Source organism: Nocardia kruczakiae NBRC 101016 (assembly GCF_001612965.1).
In the GTDB taxonomy this organism is placed as follows: Bacteria; Actinomycetota; Actinomycetes; order Mycobacteriales; family Mycobacteriaceae; genus Nocardia; species Nocardia kruczakiae.
In genome coordinates this window covers 313,304-331,580 of sequence record NZ_BDBL01000002.1, presented here as the reverse complement: position 1 = coordinate 331,580, position 18,277 = coordinate 313,304, and the positions used below count along the sequence as shown (strand labels likewise).

The following is an 18,277-nucleotide window of genomic DNA, read 5'->3' as shown; positions in this document are numbered from 1 at the left end:
CACACCGCGAGCCCGGTTGTCACCTACGGTAGAGGGGTGAGTAAGCCAGTCCAGGGCAATTCCGAGACCGCCCAGGCGAGCGAGGCCGGGGCGCCCCGCTGGCCGGCGGTGCTCACCTGGCGCGCGCACGACGCGTCCCGGATCGAATCGGTCCGCGTGGTCCTCACCGGTAACCGGATCCGCGCCTCCGGCCGCATCATCGCCGGGGGCTGCGGTGAACATCCCGCGTTCAGCGCGTCCTACGACCTGGTCACCGACGAGGTGGGCCGCACGAAGCGGCTGTCGCTGCGCAGTACCGTCGCCTCGGGTGAACGGCACGCCTCGATCGCCCGGGACGAGGAGAACTACTGGCTCGTCGATGCCGGCGGCACGCACGTGCGGTCCATGTTCGGCGGTGCGCTGGATGTGGACGTGGTGCTGAGCCCGCTCTTCAACACCCTGCCGATTCGCCGTTTCGGGCTGGCGCACGCCACCGAGGACGTGCAGGTTCCGGTTGTCTACGTGCGGGTTCCGGATCTGCTCGTACAGGAGGCGATCCTCACCTACAGCAGCGGCGCCGACGGGATCCATGTGCTCTCGCCGGTGTCGAGCGCGACCGTGACCGTCGACGACGACGGATTCGTCCTCGACTATCCGGGCCTCGCCGAGCGGGTCTGACCCCGCTCCGTGCTCAGTCCAGGGAGCGGATCACGCCGCCCCGGCGTCCCGCATCGCGCAACCGTTCCAGCCAATCCTGATCGCCGGGGCGGATATCGGTGATGTCCCAGCGCCGCAGGGTGTCGTAGCGGTCGCGTTCGCTGTAGCCCGCGTCGATCAGCTCGCCGAGGGTGCCCTCGTCGCGCAGGCTGTCGCGCGCGGCCTCGAGCAGGCGCAGCGCGTCATCGATCGCCTCGGTGAGTGCGGCCGCGTTCGGTTCGCAGATCGCGCGCACCAGCTCGGGCGCGGTCGCGGCGACCCGCGTGCCGTCGCGGAACGATCCGGCGGCCAGACCCAGAGCCAGATCGCCGCCCGCGGCTCCCGCGACCGCCAGCGCCTCGGCCAGCACGTGCGGCAGATGTGAGATGCGGGCCACCGCGCGGTCGTGTTCGTCCGACAGCACCGGCACCACGATCGCACCGCAGTCCAGCGCCAGCCGCGCGACCCGATGCCACGGTTCGGCGCGGGTACCCGGGTCCACGCCGAGCGCCCAGGCCGCGTCGCGAAACAGATCGGGAGACGATGCGGCCCAGCCGGATTCGGCCGTCCCCGCCATCGGATGCCCGCCGACGTAGCGCGCACCCAGTTCCTGGCGGTGGACCTCGGCGCGCACCGGTTCCTTCACGCTCACCACATCGGTCAACGGGCAGTCGGGCGCGAACGTCTTCACATCGGCGAGAACGGTATCGATGGCCGGCATCGGCACCGCCAGCACGATCAGCGCGTCGTCGGCGGCGGCCCGGGACAGCACCGCCGCGATATCGGATCCGACGTCGAATCCGTCGGCCCGGGCGGCCTGCGCACCCGGAGCCGACCGGTTGTAACCCCAGGCCCGGTAGCCGGCCGCGGCCGCCGCGCGCAGCAGTGAACCGCCGATCAAACCCGTACCCAGTACGCACACCGAGGAATTCCGATCGCCTGTCATCGGATCAGATTCGCATACGACTTCAACATTTCCACCGAAGCCGACTACCGTTGCGGCCATGGCACAGCGCTCGAGCACGAACAGGGCCGCGTCGGACGATTACGACGATGTGGAAGGGTTCGCCGTGGCGGTCGTCCGCGAAGACAGCACGTGGCGCTGCAGCCCGCTCAGCGCCGCGGCACTGTCGAGTCTGTCCGCGGCCGAGGACGAACTGCGCGCCCTGCGCAGCACCGGTGCGGTATTCGGACTGCTGGACGTCGACGACGAATTCTTCATCGTCCTGCGGCCGGGTCCGACCGGGAGCCGGTTGCTGATCTCGGACGCCACCGCGGCGATCGATTACGACATCGCCGTCGAGGTGCTCGACGCGCTGAATGTCGAAGTCCCCGATATCGATCCGGACGAACTGGATGAGATCGATCCGTGGGAGGAAGGCGATCTGGGTGTGCTGGCGGACCTCGGCCTGCCCGAGCCCGTGCTCAGCGTGATCCTCGCGGAAACCGATCTGTATCCGGACGAACAGCTGGGAATGGTCGCGCAGCGGCTGGGCTTCGCCGACGAATTCTCCGCGGTCCTGGACAAGCTGCACCGTTGAGCCCGGGGGCAGCGCCGAGTCCGGGGTCACCTCCGGGAGACGAGGACCTCGTCCGGGCCGCCCTCGCCGCCGCGGCGCAGACCGACCCGCGCGACGTCCCGGTCGGCGCGGTCGTCTTCGACGCCAACGGCCGCGAACTGGCCCGGGCGGGCAACGCCCGGGAGGCACTCGGCGACCCGACCGCGCATGCCGAGATCCTGGCGCTGCGCCGCGCCGCCCAGGTGTACGGCGACGGCTGGCGGCTCGAGGGCGCGACGCTGGCGGTGACGTTGGAACCGTGCACGATGTGCGCCGGAGCGCTGGTCCTGGCCCGGGTCCGCCGCGTCGTCTTCGGCGCCTGGGAGCCCAAGACCGGTGCGGTCGGCTCGCTCTGGGACGTGGTGCGTGACCGTCGCCTCAACCATCGGCCCGAGGTCCGAGGGGGCGTGCTGGAGGCCGAATGCGCGGCCGTCCTGGACGCCTTCTTCCGCGCTCAACGCCCCTGAGCTCTGCTCCCGGTGTCGCTGACCACGCGATTTCGGTTTCGCCGCGCCCGTCCGGTAAAGTCACCTGCGGTGGCGTGTCCGAGCGGCCTAAGGAGCACGCCTCGAAAGCGTGTGTGGGGTAACCCCCCACCGAGGGTTCAAATCCCTCCGCCACCGCCACAAGCCCCCATCCGGTTCCGGGTGGGGGCTTCGTCGTTGTCACCCGCTCGTTGTCACCCGGCCGAACCGGTGCGTACCTTCGGCGCGTCCGGGTCGTGGCGGACGGCCTTGAAGTAGCTGATCCGAGTCGGCTCGGTGGGCAGCACCGTGGTGTCGGTGCCGCCGCTGTGACCGGGCCGCTCGATCACCACCGGCGGGCATTTCACTCCCTCGACCCGCACCGTCCGGTGTGCCCGCACAACCAGGTTGAACGGTGTCTCGGTCTCGGAGATCCCGCCGACCACCCGGCAGTGCTGCCACGCCTCGATCAGGTAGGTCTCGTCCGTGTCGTTGGTGCAGGTCGTCTCCGTGCACGACACACCCGCGGGAAACGGCTGTGCGGAGGCCGAGGGGGCGAGGGCGGCGATCGCGGCGCATATGGCGCCCGAAGCGATGCCTTGCCGGGTCGCGGCGATCGGGTGGATTTACCACGGGTGGGGAGTCGCCGGAATCGCGCGCGTACGGGAGGTGATTGCTCGCGGTTCACTGCGTGTCGTCGCCTGAGCGGCGACCACTACCGTCGTGAATATTTCTGAAACGCAACTGTTTTCACGACTGCGGGCGGTGGTGGTCGTGATCCGGGCGGGCGATTCGGCCGCGCTCGGGGCGTATTTCGCACGGGAGCGAAGAATTCGGCGGGGCTGCCCGGCGGTTGCCCGGCGGCGGGCGCGCGGCCGGCTCGTGGAGCGTGTCGTACCGTCGTGATCTACTCCACGTTACCGACTGGTAGGAAGCGTTCCATGCTGAGGTAATCTAGCGACCAGTTCGCTGGCGGGACGTTCGCCGATGTGGTCGGCAGTGTGCAAATCAGGTGAGGGACAACAGTTTTGAGCAAAACCGGGAGTCCGGTCGTGCGGACCGCGACGCGCGACGACATCGCCGGAATGGTACGGGTACTGGCCGCGGCCTTCGCCCACGACGATCCGATCGAGGAATACGTCTTTCCGGACGAAAACGTCCGGCACCGGCGCGCGCCCCGGATGTTGCGGACCATGATCGAGCACCGCTTCCTGCCGGCCGGTGGCGCCGAGGTGGCGGAGTTGGACGGCCGCATCGTCGGCGCTCTGCTCTGGTATCCCGCAGGGTACCGGCCGGGCGGGATGCGCGAATTCCTCGCGGGCCCAGTGTTTCTCGCGGGAATGGGCACCGCCGTGGGAAGGGGAACCGAGGTCGACCGGACCATGGATCGGGCGGCACCGGCCGAACCCCATCTGTTCCACGTCTACCTCGGCACCGATCCGGCACTGCAGCGCAGCGGCGTCGGTCGCGCGCTGTACGCGTCGTTCACCGACAAGGCCGACCGGCAGGGCGTACTCCTGTGCGGAATCTGCAAGGACGAGAACGTCGGCTACTACGAGGCCCTGGGTAACGAACGCACCGGGTCCGTCCGGCTGGGCAGGACGGGGCCGGAAATGAACATCATGATTCGCCGACCGCGTCCGCTCTGATCAGCGGGAACTTTCGAGTCGGCCGAGGAGTCGCTGTGTCTGACATTGCCATCGTCGGAATCGGATGCCGGTACGCCGGCGGTATCGATTCGCCCGAGTCCTTCTGGGACTTCGTGATCAATAAACGGGACGGGGTCACCGAGATCCCGGCCGACCGCTGGGATTGGCGGCGCTACTACGACGCCGACCGCCGCACGCCCGGCCGCATGTACACCAAACGCGCCGCCTTCATGACCGGCGATCCGTGGGAGTTCGATCCCGACTTCTTCGGCATCTCCCCGCGTGAGGCGGCCGCCATGGACCCGCAGCAGCGACTCGTCCTGGAAGTGGTGTGGGAGGCGCTCGACGACGCGGGTGTCGCCGGTCGCAGCGCCGGTTCGGGGCTCGGCGTCTACATCGGCGCCTTCACCCTCGATCAGCTGGCGGTATCGGTCGGCGGACCGGCGCTGCCGCATGTCGACATGCACACCGCGGCCGGCGCGTCGTACACGATGCTCTCGAACCGGATCGCCTACGCGCTCAACCTGACCGGCCCGGCGGTCACCGTCGACACGGCCTGTTCCTCGTCGCTGGTCGCCCTGCATCTGGCCTGCCAGGCCATCGAGAGCGGCGACTGCGAATACGCGCTGGCCGGCGGCGTGACCGTGATGGCGCAGCCGGAGCCGTTCGTCTCCATGTGCAAGGGCGGATTCCTCGCCGCCGACGGCCGCAGCAAACCGTTCGACGCCGCCGCCGACGGTTACGGCCGTGGCGAGGGCGCCGGCATCGTGGTGCTGAAGAAGCTCGCCGATGCCGAACGCGACGGCGACCGCATCTACGCGGTGGTCAAGGCCACCGGATCGAATCAGGACGGCCGCACCACGGCCATCACGGTTCCGAACGCGGATTCCCAGGAAGCGCTGGCCAAGACCGTGATCGAGCGCTCCGGAATCCCGGCGCACGAGATCACCTACGTGGAGGCGCACGGCACCGGAACGCCGGTGGGCGACCCGCTGGAACTGCGAGCCATCGGCCGGGCCTACGGCGCCGCCACCGGACGGCCGAACCCGGTCGGCGTCGGCTCGGTGAAGGCGACGCTGGGCCACACCGAGGCCGCGTCGGGGATCGCGAGCGTCATCAAATCGGCGCTGGCCATCACTCACCGCACCATCGCGCCGCAGGGCTGGCTGGACACTCCCAATCCCGATATTCCGTTCGAGGAACTGGGAATTCGCCTCCAGACCGAGGCCGAACAGGTCGGCCCCGAGGTCGAGCGCATGACGGTGGCCGTCAACGGTTTCGGATACGGCGGCACCAATGCGCACGCGATTCTGCAGGAATACCCGGGCGCTCGCGAAAACCGCCGGGCACCACAGCATTTCGGCGTGTTGCCGCTCTCCGCGCGAAACGAGACAGCCGTCCGGCAACTGGCGCGCGGCGTCGCCGAACTGATCGCCGAGGGGGCCGACCCCGGCCGGCTGGCCGAGGCCGCGTGGCGGCGTCGCAATCACCACAACCATCGCGCCGCGGTCACCTTCGGTGACGACACCGAACTGGTCCGGGGCCTGGTGGAGTTGGCGAACGGTGAGGGACGAATCGGTCGCACGGTCGCCAAGCGCACCGCCGAACCGGTGTACGTCTTCACCGGTATGGGCCCGCAGTGGTGGGGTATGGCGCGCGAATTGCTCACCACCGACACCGCTTTCGCCGACGAGGCGCGCCGCATCGACGCCGTGTTCACCGACATCGCGGGCTGGTCCGTCGTCGAGGAGTTGCTGCGTCCCGAAGCGGAGTCGAGGGTCACCTCGACCGCCGTCGCGCAACCGGCGAACTTCCTGGTCCAGGTCGCGCTGTACGCGGCGTTGCGGGAATACGGAATCGAACCCGCCGTCGTCGTCGGTCACAGCGTCGGCGAGGTCTCGGCCGCCTACGTGACCGGAATGCTGTCGCTGCGCGACGCGCTGCTGGTCAGCTACCACCGTGCCCGGTTGCAGGCCACGACGGCCGGAACGGGCGGCATGCTGGCGATCGGATTGCCCGCCGAGGCGGCTCGCGAGGTCATCGCCGGCGACGGCTCGGTCGATATCGCGGCGATCAACTCACCCTCGGCCGTCACGCTGGCCGGTGCGGCCGACCGCCTCGACGAGATCGCCGAAAAGCTCACCGCCGACGGTATTTTCGCGCGCCGGCTACAGGTCGAGGTGCCCTACCACAGTCATCTGATGGATCCGATCCTGGACGAGCTGCGTGCGGTGCTGGCCGGGCTCACCGTCGCCGAACCGCGCATCCCGCTGTACTCCACGGTGACCGGCGAACAGGTCACCACGGCCGACTGGAATGCCGACTACTGGTGCGCGAACGTACGGCAGCCGGTGCGGTTCGCCGATGCGATCACCGCGCTGGTCCGCTCCGGCAACCGGGTGTTCGTCGAGGTCGGCCCGCATCCGGTGCTCGGCGCCAATATCCGCGAGATCCTCATCGGCGCGGGCGAAACCGGGACGACGGTGGCGACCCTGCACCGCAAACAGCAGGACGCCGACAGTCTGCGCCAGACCCTGTCCGGGCTGTACGCGGCCGGAGTTCTCGACATCGACGCGCTGTTCGCGGGGGTGCCGGACCCGGCGCCGCACATCGATCTGCCGCGCTATCCGTGGCAGCGCACCCGGTTGCGCAACGAACTGCCGGAATTCCGGCTGCTGCGCCACGGCACGCCCGACGCGCACCCGATGCTGGGCGATCAGCATCCCGACGATTCCAATGTCTGGCGGGTGGAACTGTCGCTCGCGGCGCTACCGTGGCTCGCCGATCACGTCGTGGGTGGCACCCGGATCCTGCCCGGCGCGGGATATCTGGATGCCGCGCTGAGCGCCGCCGCGGTGCGCACCGAATCGGATCAGGTGGCCGTGGAAGGCGTGCGATTCGTCGCACCGCTGGTCGTCGAGGAGGGCGAGGCGCCGATCGTCGAACTCCACGTGGAGGATTCGACCGGACGCTTCACCATCCGCTCCCGGGGCGCGGCCGGAACCATCTGGACCGTTCACGCACTGGGCCGCCTGGTCGAAGGCAGCTACGCGCCGATCACCGCGGACGTGCCCGATGTCGAGCGGATGCTCGCGGTCGATCCCGCCGAGTTCTACGCCGGATTGGCCGCGCGCGGATTGGAATACGGCCCGGCCTTCCAGCGCGCCACCGCGATCCGGATCTCGCCGGACACCGTGGTCGCACAGCTCGACGGCACCATCGGCCAGGGCGAGCGGTACCTCGCCCATCCCGCGATCGTCGATGCGGCACTGCAGAGTGTGGCCGCCCTGCTCGCCGGGCGCGGTGGCGCCCAGGAGGGCGCGATGGTCCCGGTCGGCGTGCGCACCGTACGCCGCCTGGCGCCGCTGCCGGTCGAGGTCACCGCCGTGGCCCGGTTCACCGAGGGCGACCGGCCGCTGGCCGATATCGATCTGATCGACGCCGAGCGCACCGTGGTCATGCAGATCAGGGGAATGGAATTCGGATCCCTGACTCCGGGCCGCGGCCCGCTGCAGCGCATGACCGACATGTTCTACGAGGAACGGTGGGAACTGCGCGAGCCGGTCGACACGACCGCACTTCCCGGGAACGACGGCCTGTACACCCTGGTCCTCGGCTACGGCGAGAACATCGACTCGCGGATCGAGCGGGTGCGCGATGCCGTCGCGGGCGGTGCCGGCTCGGCCGTCCTCCTGCTCGACCCGGCCGACACCGAGCTGGAACCACAACTGGCACAACGACTTCGCGATATCTTCGACGCCGAGGACGTGCGACGGCTGCACGTGTGCGTGGTTCCCGGACACGCACCCGACGGTGATGTGGCCGCGCTGTGGACGTTGCGCCGGATCGCGGTGACATTGGACGGCTATCTCGAGGAGCGGGTCACCGAGCACGAGATCGAAATTCCGCTGACCGGCGACGGCTCGATGTACGCGACCGTGGTCAGCGCCCACGCGTATGCCCATCCCGCGGACGAGACGGCGCCGGATCCCGGTCAGGCGGCCATCGCCGGTGCTCGTCGCGTGCTGCTCAACGAACAGTCCCGGCTGCGCTGGCGACTGGTCGACATCGATGCCGGCACGACGGTCGCGGACCTGTCCGCGGAACTGGCGATCCCCGGTGGCTTCCAATACGACCTGGTCGACGAGGCCGTGTTGCGCAACGGCCTGCGCTGGACCACGGTCGTGACCCGAACCCTGCCCGAGCGGCTCGACGCCCTCGACACCGCCGAACCGCTCACCGACCCCGAGGCGAATTTCGAACTGGAACTGCCTCGTTCGCGCACCTTCGCGCGGCTGGGCTGGCGGCGCTGCGATCGGCGCGAGCCCGGTCCGGGCGAGGTCGAGGTCCGGATGCGTGCCGTGGGCCTCAACTACAAGGACGCGCTGAAGGTGATCGGCGTCCTCGGTGAACGTGAACTGTCGGAAACCTTCTTCGGGCTGGTGCCGGGTATGGAAGGCGGCGGCGAGGTGGTCCGGGTCGGTCCCGGCGTCACCGACTACGCCGTCGGGGATGCGGTGAGCCTGACCTCCAAGGGCATGGTCGCGCGCTACCACACCACCTCGACCGATTCGCTCACCCACGTCCACCCCGACACCGACGCGGGCCGGTGCAGCAGCGTCACGGCCTTCACCACCGCCGAATACTCGTTGCTCGAACTCGCGCGGATCCGGGCCGGCGAGACCGTGCTGGTGCACGGTGCGGCCGGTGGCGTCGGCAGCGCGGCGGTGCAGATCGCGAAGTTGCACGGCGCCATCGTGATCGGCACCGCGAGTAGCGAAGAACGGCGCGCCTACGTGCTGGCCGAGGGTGCCGATCATGCGGTCGGATCGCGGTCGCTCACCTTCGTCGACGAGGTGCTCGCCCTCACCGACGGCCGCGGCGTGGACGTGATCATCAGCTCCGCGCCGGGTGAGATCCTGCGCCAGAACTTCGCGGTGATCGCCGAATTCGGCCGCATCGTGGAGATCGGCAAGGCCGATATCTACACCGGCGGCATGCTGGATCTGTCGGCGTTCGACAAGAACGTCTCCTACTTCTCCTTCGATCTGGACCGGATGCTGCGGCTGCGGCATACCGAGGTGATGGAGCTGGGCCGCAAGGTCAATGCCAGTTTCGACGACGGCACTTATCGGCCGCTGCCGTTCCAGAAGTACGGAACCGCCGAGGTGGCTCAGGCCTTCGAGGAGGTGGCCCGCTCGACCCGGATCGGCCGCGTCGCCCTGGATCTGACCGAGGACCGACCGCTGGTCCGTCCGCAGTTGCCCGAGATCGAGATCGATCCCGCGGCCCAGTACCTGATCACGGGTGGTTTCGGCGCCTTCGGCCTGGCCACCGGTCGGTGGCTGGTGGGCCACGGCGCCCGCCGGCTGACGTTGCTCGGCCGCGGCGGCGCCACCACCGAGGCCGCCGTCGCGCAGCTCGCGGCCTGGGAGGCGCAGGGCATCGAGGTCACGATCGAGCGGGTCGACATCACCGATGCCGATGCCGTGGCGGCGGTCGTCGCTCGCGCCCACCGGCCCGAGCATCCGCTGCGCGGGGTGTTCCACACCGCGGGCGCCATCGACGACAAGCGCATCACCGTCATGGATGCCGAGAGTCTGGCCAAGGTGTTCCGGGCGAAGGCCGACGGTGCGCGTGCGCTCGTCGCCGGTGTCCGGGCCGCGGGGGCGCGGCTCGACCAGTTCGCGCTGTGGTCCTCCGGTAGTGCGATGTTCGGCGGTGTGGGCCAATACGCCTACACCGCAGCCAATATCGCGCTGCAGGCCATCGGGGATACGGTTATCCGCGCGGGCGGCACCGCACTGGTCGTCGGCTGGGGTCATATGTCCGGCGGCGGTATGGCCGACGACGAGCACATCGCGCGATATCTGCGCAACACCGGCTTCGATTCGATCACCATGGACGAGGGGACCGAATATCTGGAGCAGGCGCTGCGATTGGGCGTCACGCAGGCCTCGATCATTCCGGTCGACTGGGCCAAGGTGAACGCCACCGCGCCGTTCTTCGCCCAGACCGGGCGCACGAAGGAACTGATCGCCGCTGCGGCACAGGATGATTCGGCTGCCGCGCGGCTGCGCGTCCAGCTCGCCGAACTCGACGAGGGCAAACGCAACGAGGTCGTCGCCTTCATGCTGGCCGAGCAATTGGCGCAGGTCATGGGCGTCTCCGCGGACTCCATCGACCTGACGGTCCCGGTGCCCGAACTCGGATTGGACTCGCTGATGGCGGTGGAATTCGGTGCGCTGGTGACGAAATCGCTGGGCGTGGAACTGATGTCGATGAAGATGGGCCGCTCGTTCAGCCTCGAACAAGCGGGTGCGCGGGTGGCCGAGGCGATCGTGCAGGGGGCGACGGGATGAGAAGGCCGCAGCCGTCCGCTGCGCCGGAGAGGATGCGGGATGAGTGAATCGGCGCGGGATCTGGCGCGGAAGTTGTTGTCCGGCACAGCTTCCGGAGGGACCGGTGCCTCAGCGCCGGCTCCCGTGACGTCCGGTGGCCCGAGCGCTGCGTTCACGGGTGCTGCCAACACCAGACCGGCCCGCCCGCGCCGCGGCCCCGGACGCCAATTCGCCGACCACCCCGAGGTCGCGGCGATGGTGCAGAAGCGTGCGGCGATCGCGGCGGTGCACGAGCACAGCGGCACACCGAATCCGATGTTCCTCGTGCGGGAGAGCCCGAACGACACCGTGATTCGGTGGCAGGGCCGGGATCTGGTGAACTTCAGCGCCTACAACTATCTCGGCCTGGGCAACCATCCGAAGGTGGTGCAGGCGGCCAAGGACGCGCTGGACACCTATGGTGCCTCCGCCTCGGCCAGCCGCATCGTCGCCGGGGAGATCCCGATCTACGCCGAACTCGAACAGCGCCTGGCCGCGATGTACGACGTCGGCGACGCGATGGTCACGACCAGCGGCTATCTCACCAATGCCGGGGTGATCGGCTTCCTGCTGGGCGCCGACGACGTCGCGATCTGCGATTCGCTCATCCACGGCAGCGTGATCTCCGGGGTGCAGTGGTCGGGAGCGCGGCGGCTCAACTTCCGCCACAACGATCCGGAGTCGCTGCGTTCGGTGTTGCGCATGTCGCGCGGGAACTTCGATCGGGCGCTGGTCGTGGTCGAAGGCCATTACAGCATGGACGGCACGGTCGGGCGGGTGAGCGAGATAGCCGCCATCGCAAGGGAATTCGACTGTGCCGTCATGGTCGACGAGGCGCATTCCCTCGGCGTCTTCGGGGAGCGCGGCCACGGCATCCGCGAGCACTACGGGATGCCCGGCGACGCCGTCGACATCTGGATGGGCACCCTGTCGAAGGCGTTGGGCAGTTGCGGCGGTTTCATCGCCGCCGACGCGGACCTGATCGCCGCGATGAAGGCCGCCGCGCCGGGTGTGGCGATGCTGACCGGCGGCCCCGCACCCTCGACCATCGGTGCCGCGCTGGCCGCACTCGACGTCCTCGAGGCCGAACCGCAGCGGCTGCGCCGGCTGTGGTCCAACGCCGAACACTTCCGCACCCTGCTCGGCGAGCGCGGCATCGACCTCGGCATCTCCGAGGGCACCCCGATCTGCCCGGTGATCGTCCCCGGCGAACTGCGCGCCGGTTACGTCGCCACGACGCTGCTGCAGAACGGCGTCTACGCGGGCGCGATCTCGTCACCGGCCGTGCCCGCCGGTCAGGAACGCCTGCGCTTCTTCCTGACCTCCGAACACGAACCCGCCCAGCTGGAGGCCGCCGCCGACCTGTTGCGCGAGGCCGTCGCCGGCGCCGCCCAACTGCCGGACCTGGGCGTGACCGGCTGAGCGCCGCGCCGGCGTACCGGTACGCGGCCGACCGGTACGTTGGTGCTCGTGGAACTACGAATCTTCACCGAGCCCCAGCAAGGGGCTACCTACGACGATCTGCTCCGGGTTGCGAAGGTGACCGAGGAGGCGGGGTTCGACGCATTCTTCCGGTCGGATCACTATCTGAAGATGGGCGGGGTGTCCGGTCTGCCGGGCCCGACCGACGCGTGGATCACACTGGCCGGGCTCGCGCGCGAGACCTCCCGGATCCGGCTGGGCACACTGGTCACCGCGGCGACGTTCCGGCATCCGTCGGTGCTGGCGATCTCGGTCGCGCAGGTCGACCAGATGTCCGGCGGCCGGGTCGAACTCGGGCTCGGTTCGGGCTGGTTCGCCGACGAGCATCGCGCCTACGGCATCGATCTGCCGGATCTCGGTGAGCGCTTCGACCGCTACGCCGAGCAACTGGCGGTCATCACCGGCCTGTGGCAGACCCCGGTGGGGGAGACCTTCGATTTCACGGGCAAACACTATGTGCTGCAGGGCAGTCCGGCCCTGCCGAAGCCGGTGCAGCAGCCGGGTCCGCCGGTGATCATCGGCGGGGCGGGCAAGAAGCGCACTCCGGCCCTGGCCGCGCGGTACGCGCGCGAGTTCAACCTGCCGTTCACGGATGCGGAAACCGCTGCGGCGCAATTCGATCGGGTCGCCGCGGCGGCCCGCGACATCGGCCGCGATCCGGGTGAGATCGTCCGCTCGGCCGCGCAGGTGCTGTGCGTGGGCCGGGACGAGGCCGAGATCGCCCGCCGCGCCGAGGCGATCGGCCGCGAGGTGGACGAACTGCGCACCAACGGCCTGGCCGGCACCCCGGCGGAGGTGGTCGACAAGATCGGCCGCTACCGCGAGACCACCGGCATCACCCGGCTCTACCTGCAGGTTTTGGACCTGTCCGATCTCGACCACCTGGAATTGGTCGCCGGCGAGGTCGCCACCCGGCTGGGCTGAACGACCCGGTACGCGGTGGCAGCGTCGGCTCAGCCGACCTTCACCGGACTCCTGGGCTCGTCCGGATCGTCGACGTGGAGCTCGCGCAACCGCGCACCCTCCACGTCGATATCCGGCACGATCCGGCTGAGCCACCCCGGAATCCACCAAGCCGCCCTGCCCATCAGCACCAGCAGCGACGGAATCAGGACCATCCGCACCAGGAAGGCGTCGAACAGCACGCCCGCGGCGAGCGCGAAACCCATCGATTTGGCCGTCGCATCCGATTCCAGCAGGAACGAACCGAAGACCGAGATCATGATGACGGCGGCCGAGGTCACCACGCGCGCGCCGTGGTGGTAACCGGAGATCATCGCGTCCGTGGGTGATTTCCCGTGCACGTATTCCTCGCGCATGCGGGTGACGAGGAAGACCTGATAATCCATGGCGAGGCCGAAGACCAAGCCGATCAACATGATCGGCAGGAAGCTCACGATCGGCCGCGGTTCGGAGATGAGGCCGAGCGCGCCCTTCTGGAAGATCAGCACGGTGGCGCCGAATGTCGCCGCCATGGAGAGCAGGAATCCCAGTGCGGCGGTGAAAGGCACCAGCACCGAGCGGAATACCGCGATCAGCAACAGGAATGCCGCACCCGCCACGATGGCCAGGTACGGCAGGATCTTGCTGAGCAGCGCATGGTCGACATCCGCGTAAATGGCTGTGGTGCCGGTGATTCCGTATTCGATGCCGTATCGGTCGTGCAGCGCGGATTCGGCGTCGCGGGCGTCGCGGACCAGATCCTTGGTGGCCTGATCGTTGGGCCCGGTGGTGGGCACCGCGGTCATCAACGCACCCGCGCCGTCCCGGCTCGGCTGCGGCTGGGTCACATAATCCATACCCGGATACGCCGCCAATTCGTCGTGCAGTGCGCTGAGCGCGGCCTGACGCTGATCGGTGGGCACCTGGGACAGATCGGCGACGACCTGCAGTTTGCCGTTACTGCCCGCACCGAATCCCTCGGTGCGCAGGTCGTAGGCCTTGCGAATAGTGGTGGTCTTCGGCTGGCTGTCCTCACCCGGCAGACCCAGATTCAGGCTCAACGCGGGCGCGGCCAGCAGACCCAGCACGATGATGCTCGCGACCAGCGTCAGCCACGGCATCCGCCCGATCACCCGTGCCACCCGCATACCGTTGGTGACCACCGAATCGTCCTCGGGATCGTGCTGCGCGATCACCGGAAGCTTCGGCTCGAACAGATATTTCCCGAAGGCACCGAGCAGTGCCGGCATCAGGGTGATGGCGGTGAGCACCGCGAACGCCGCCGCGAGCGCCCCGCCCAGACCCATGAAGGTCAGGAAGCTGATGTTCACGATGGCCAGTGCGACCAGTGCGATGATCACCGTCGCGCCCGCGAACACCACCGCCGAACCGGCCGTCCCCAGCGCCGTGCCGGCGGCGATCTCCGGCGAACTCTGCACGGCGCGTTCGTGTTTGTAGCGCGAGACGATGAACAGCGCGTAATCGATCGAGAGCGCGATGCCGATCATCGAGGCCAGGAATGTGGTGAAGCTCGGAACCGACATGAACGAGGTGCCGAGGAAGATCACCGAGGTCGCCAATCCGAGTCCGACGATCGCGGTGATGATCGGCACGAAGGCGGCCACGATCGCGCCGAAGGCCACCACCATCACCACCAGCGCCACGGCCATGCCGATCATCTCGGCCTGCCCGCTGGGCTGCTGCTGTTCCATCGCCAGCGACCCGCTCATCTCCACCTGCAATCCGGCGGCGCGCGCATCGTCGCCGACGGCGTAGGCGGCCGCGCGATCGCCGGCGGTGATGTCGGTGAACTTCTGGATCGTGAACGGAACGGTCAGCACCGCAACGGTATCCGGATTCTCCTTGTTCAGCACGTTCACCGGCGCGGCACTGCAGCGCGAGACGAATTCCGGCGCACTGCGATCGGGAGCGAAGCAGCCCATCTGTTCGGTGGCGGTGATCGGATCGACCAGCGGAGTCTTGTGATCGACGATGTTCAGATCGTTCAGTTCGGTGACCGTCCTCGCGACGGCCGCCCGCTGGGATGTGTCGGTGATTTTCTGTCCCGGCGCAGCCCCGAAGACATAGGTGCCGGTGACCGCCTCGAAGCTGAACGCCTTCGACATCCCCGGAAAGTGTTCGTCCATGATCTCGGTGGCACGCTCCGACGGCAGATTCGGAATCGTGAAGTCGTCGTTCATCGGCTTCTTCAGCTGCGTGCCCAGGCTGCCGATGATCACGAACAGAATCAGCCAGGCCGGGAGCACGATCCACTTGTGCCGAAAGGCGAATCTTCCCCACCGATACAGATACACGGACACGAGGCACTCCTAGGGTCGCTGGCCTCGATTGGCGACGAGTGCGAACCGGGGCCGGTCGCTGATCGAGCTGTGCGGTAGCCGGGGCACTCGCCGTTCCGGTCGGTCCGTCGAGTGGCCGAGCTGGAGAGCATTGGGTTCGAGTCTGCTGGCTCGTTGCTGCAAGATCAAGCCGGAGACGCCACGGGCCCCCATCCGATGGTCGGATGGGGGCCCGTGGCGTGGTTCGCGGATCAGCCGACCGGGACCGGCTGCTTCACCGTCGCCGCGTCGCGGTCACGCTGCTGCAGCTCGCGCAGCTTGGTGCCCTCGACATCGATATCGGGCAGGATCCGGTCCAGCCACTTCGGCATCCACCAGGCCCATTCGCCCAGCAGCACCAGCAGCGACGGAATCAGCACCATCCGCACCAGGAAGGCGTCGAACAGCACGCCGGCCGCCAGTGCGAAGCCCATCGACTTCGCGGTCACATCGGACTCCAACATGAATCCGCCGAAGACGGAGATCATGATGACGGCCGCGGAGGTGACCACGCGAGCGCCGTGGTGATAACCGGACACCATGGCCTCCTTCGGGGACTTGCCGTGCACGTATTCCTCACGCATCCGGGTCACCAGGAACACCTGGTAGTCCATCGCGAGACCGAATACCAAGCCGATCAACATGATCGGCAGGAAGCTCACGATCGGATGCTGGTCGCCGATCAGGCCGAGCTTGTCCTGCTGGAAGATCAGCACCGTGGCGCCGAAGGTGGCCGCCATCGACAACAGGAATCCCAACGCGGCGGTCAGCGGCACCAGAACCGAGCGGAACACCAGCACCAGCAGGATGAACGCCGCGATCGCCACGATCGTCATATACGGCACGATCTTGCCGAGCAGGGCATTGGACACATCGGCGTAGATCGCGGTCGAGCCGGTGATGCCGTACTCCATGCCGTATTTCGCCTGCAGGTCCGATTCCGCGTCCCGGGCATGTTTCACCAGGTCCTGGGTTTCGGAGTTGTTCGGGCCGTGATCGGGCACGGCGGTCAGCTGGGCGCCGGTGCTGTTCACATAGTCCGGAGTCTTCTGCGGCGTCAGCTTGTTCGTCGACGGCATGGTCACGAAGTCCATGCCCTGGTAGCCGGCCAGCTTGTCGTGCAGGGCCATGACGGCCTCCTGACGCTGCTCCGGCTTGACCTTGGTCAGATCCGCGACTACCAGCAGGGTGCCGTTGCTGCCCTCGCCGAACCCTTCGGTGCGCAGGTCGTAGGCCTTACGAACCGTGGTGGTCTTGGGCTGGCTGTCCTCACCGGGCAGGCCGAGGCTCAGATTCACCGCGGGTGCGGCGAGCAGGCCGAGCACGATCACGCTCGCGCCGAGGGTCACCCACGGCGCCTTGGCGATCAGCCGGGCGAAACGCTTGCCGTTGGTGACGGCGTCGTCGTCCTCGGTATCGGTGCGCGCCACCAGCGGCAGCTTCGGCTTGAACAGGAAGCGGCCGAAGGCGCCCATCATCGCGGGCAGCAGGGTCAGCGCGACCAGGATCGCGAACAGCGCGGCCAGCGCGCCACCCAGACCCATCCAGGTGAGGAAGCTGACGCCGACGATGCTCAGGCCGCACAGCGCGATGATGACCGTCATACCGGCGAAGACCACCGCGGAACCGGCGGTGCCGATGGCGACGCCCGCGGCCTCTTCCGGCGAATCCTGTACGGCGAGTTCATGTTTGTAGCGCGAGACGATGAACAGCGCGTAGTCGATCGAGAGCGCGATACCGATCATCGCCGCCAGCACGGTGGTGAAGTTCGGGATGTTGACGATCGAGGTGCCGGCCATGATCAGCGAGGACGCCATGCCGACGCCCACGATGCCGGTCAGAATCGGCACGAACGCCGCGATCAGCGCGCCGAAGGCGATCATCATCACGATGAAGGCGACGGCGTAACCGATCATTTCCGACTGTCCGCCCGGCGGCGCCTGCTCGGTGGCGATGGTGCCGCTGATCTCCACGTCGAGTCCGGCCGCGCGCGCCTCGTCGGCGACCTTGTAGGCCTGGTCCCGATCGGCCTTGGTGATATCGGAGAACGACTTGATCTTGAACGGCACGCTGAAGTAGGCGACGGTATCGGCATTGTTGTTCTTGCCGAGCACGTTCAGCGGCGCGAGACCACATTTCGCGACGAAGTTCGGGTCGGTGCGATCACCGGAGGTGCAGCCGATCGCCGTCGTCGCGGCGACCGGGTCGGTCAGGACGCCAGGATTCTGCGGGTCCTGCTTGATCTTGGACTTGTCGACGATATCGAGGTTGTTGATCTTCTCGACAAGCGCGGTGAGCGCCTGGTGATTGTCCGGATCGGTGAGCTTGCCGTGGGTGGCCGCGGCGACATAGGTGCCGGTCACCGCGTCGAATTTGAAGGCCGCCGATTGTCCGGGAAATTCCCTGTCCAGGATGTCGGTGGCCTTCTGCGAGGGCAGATTGGGCATGTTGAAGTCGTCTTGGCTCTGTTTCTTCAGCCCGACGCCGACGGCGCCCACGATCACGAAGATCAGCAACCAGACCGGTAGCACGATCCATTTTCGGCGGAAGGCGAACTTCCCCCACCGATAGAGGTACACGGACACGCGGTATCTCCTAGCGATAGCTGATTTGCGGTGCTGAGTTCAGGCCCCGTAGACAGCACTACTGCGGACGCCGCACTGCGATCCGCCTCCATCGACGCTTTCTGCCTACCGTGCGGTAGGTAGACTACCCAATCGATAAGCGGAGGAACAACCTCGATTTTCGGGGCGTGCCCTCCGCTTCGATCGGTGGATGAGAGGATCA

The 18,277-nt window shown here is 68.0% G+C and carries 11 protein-coding genes and 1 tRNA gene; 8 read left to right on the top strand and 4 right to left on the bottom strand.

Annotated features, from left to right (window positions below):
- Window positions 1-36 precede the first annotated feature (36 nt).
- Window positions 37-657, top strand: coding sequence for a putative glycolipid-binding domain-containing protein (locus NK1_RS02895; RefSeq protein WP_084460522.1), 621 nt, complete (start codon window positions 37-39; stop codon window positions 655-657).
- Between the two features lie 13 nt (window positions 658-670).
- Here the strand turns inward: NK1_RS02895 and NK1_RS02890 are convergent, their stop codons facing one another.
- The gene (locus tag NK1_RS02890; protein WP_063006989.1) at window positions 671-1,621 is read right to left on the bottom strand and encodes a prephenate dehydrogenase; all 951 of its coding nucleotides are present in this window, start codon (window positions 1,619-1,621) and stop codon (window positions 671-673) included.
- 58 nt (window positions 1,622-1,679) lie between these two features.
- Between NK1_RS02890 and NK1_RS02885 the strand changes: the two genes are divergently transcribed.
- The 3 genes from NK1_RS02885 to NK1_RS02875 all read left to right on the top strand — a co-directional run bounded on the left by NK1_RS02885 (window position 1,680) and on the right by NK1_RS02875 (window position 2,860).
- Entirely contained in the window at window positions 1,680-2,216 is a 537-nt protein-coding gene (locus NK1_RS02885; protein ID WP_039775235.1) for a tRNA adenosine deaminase-associated protein, read from the top strand.
- A complete protein-coding gene (locus tag NK1_RS02880) occupies window positions 2,213-2,701 on the top strand; it encodes a nucleoside deaminase (protein ID WP_063006988.1) in 489 nt (162 codons plus the stop codon). The genes NK1_RS02885 and NK1_RS02880 overlap by 4 nt, the downstream gene beginning before the upstream one ends.
- A 68-nt stretch (window positions 2,702-2,769) precedes the next feature.
- Window positions 2,770-2,860, top strand: a tRNA-Ser gene (locus NK1_RS02875).
- A 53-nt stretch (window positions 2,861-2,913) separates the two neighbouring features.
- Here NK1_RS02875 and NK1_RS02870 read toward each other — a convergent pair.
- The gene (locus NK1_RS02870; protein ID WP_063006987.1) at window positions 2,914-3,219 is read right to left on the bottom strand and encodes a hypothetical protein; all 306 of its coding nucleotides are present in this window, start codon (window positions 3,217-3,219) and stop codon (window positions 2,914-2,916) included.
- Window positions 3,220-3,750: 531 nt separating this feature from the next.
- Here NK1_RS02870 and NK1_RS02865 point away from each other — a divergent pair.
- From NK1_RS02865 to NK1_RS02850, 4 genes are all read left to right on the top strand, one after another.
- Entirely contained in the window at window positions 3,751-4,347 is a 597-nt protein-coding gene (locus NK1_RS02865) for a GNAT family N-acetyltransferase (RefSeq protein WP_245660314.1), read from the top strand.
- 35 nt (window positions 4,348-4,382) lie between these two features.
- Entirely contained in the window at window positions 4,383-10,709 is a 6,327-nt protein-coding gene (locus tag NK1_RS02860) for a type I polyketide synthase (RefSeq protein WP_063006985.1), read from the top strand.
- A gap of 234 nt (window positions 10,710-10,943) precedes the next feature.
- Window positions 10,944-12,149: an aminotransferase class I/II-fold pyridoxal phosphate-dependent enzyme gene (locus tag NK1_RS02855; RefSeq protein ID WP_245660313.1), complete on the top strand. Its 1,206-nt coding sequence runs from the start codon at window positions 10,944-10,946 to the stop codon at window positions 12,147-12,149.
- A gap of 48 nt (window positions 12,150-12,197) precedes the next feature.
- Entirely contained in the window at window positions 12,198-13,133 is a 936-nt protein-coding gene (locus NK1_RS02850) for an LLM class F420-dependent oxidoreductase (protein ID WP_063007063.1), read from the top strand.
- A 29-nt stretch (window positions 13,134-13,162) separates the two neighbouring features.
- On the opposite strand, the gene NK1_RS02845 is transcribed toward NK1_RS02850, so the two are convergent.
- Both NK1_RS02845 and NK1_RS02840 read right to left on the bottom strand, forming a co-directional pair.
- Window positions 13,163-15,472, bottom strand: coding sequence for an MMPL family transporter (locus NK1_RS02845; protein ID WP_063006983.1), 2,310 nt, complete (start codon window positions 15,470-15,472; stop codon window positions 13,163-13,165).
- Between the two features lie 230 nt (window positions 15,473-15,702).
- Complete coding sequence (locus tag NK1_RS02840; protein ID WP_063006982.1) at window positions 15,703-18,075, bottom strand: MMPL family transporter; 2,373 nt, start codon at window positions 18,073-18,075, stop codon at window positions 15,703-15,705.
- Between the last annotated feature and the right edge of the window lie 202 nt (window positions 18,076-18,277).

What these genes read in the sequence shown, in the direction of transcription:
- NK1_RS02890 (WP_063006989.1), bottom strand. Translation starts at nt 1,621, where the DNA reads ATGACAGGCGATCGGAATTCCTCGGTGTGCGTACTGGGTACGGGTTTG.
- NK1_RS02885 (WP_039775235.1), top strand. Translation starts at nt 1,680, where the DNA reads ATGGCACAGCGCTCGAGCACGAACAGGGCCGCGTCGGACGATTACGAC.
- NK1_RS02855 (WP_245660313.1), top strand. Translation starts at nt 10,944, where the DNA reads ATGGTGCAGAAGCGTGCGGCGATCGCGGCGGTGCACGAGCACAGCGGC.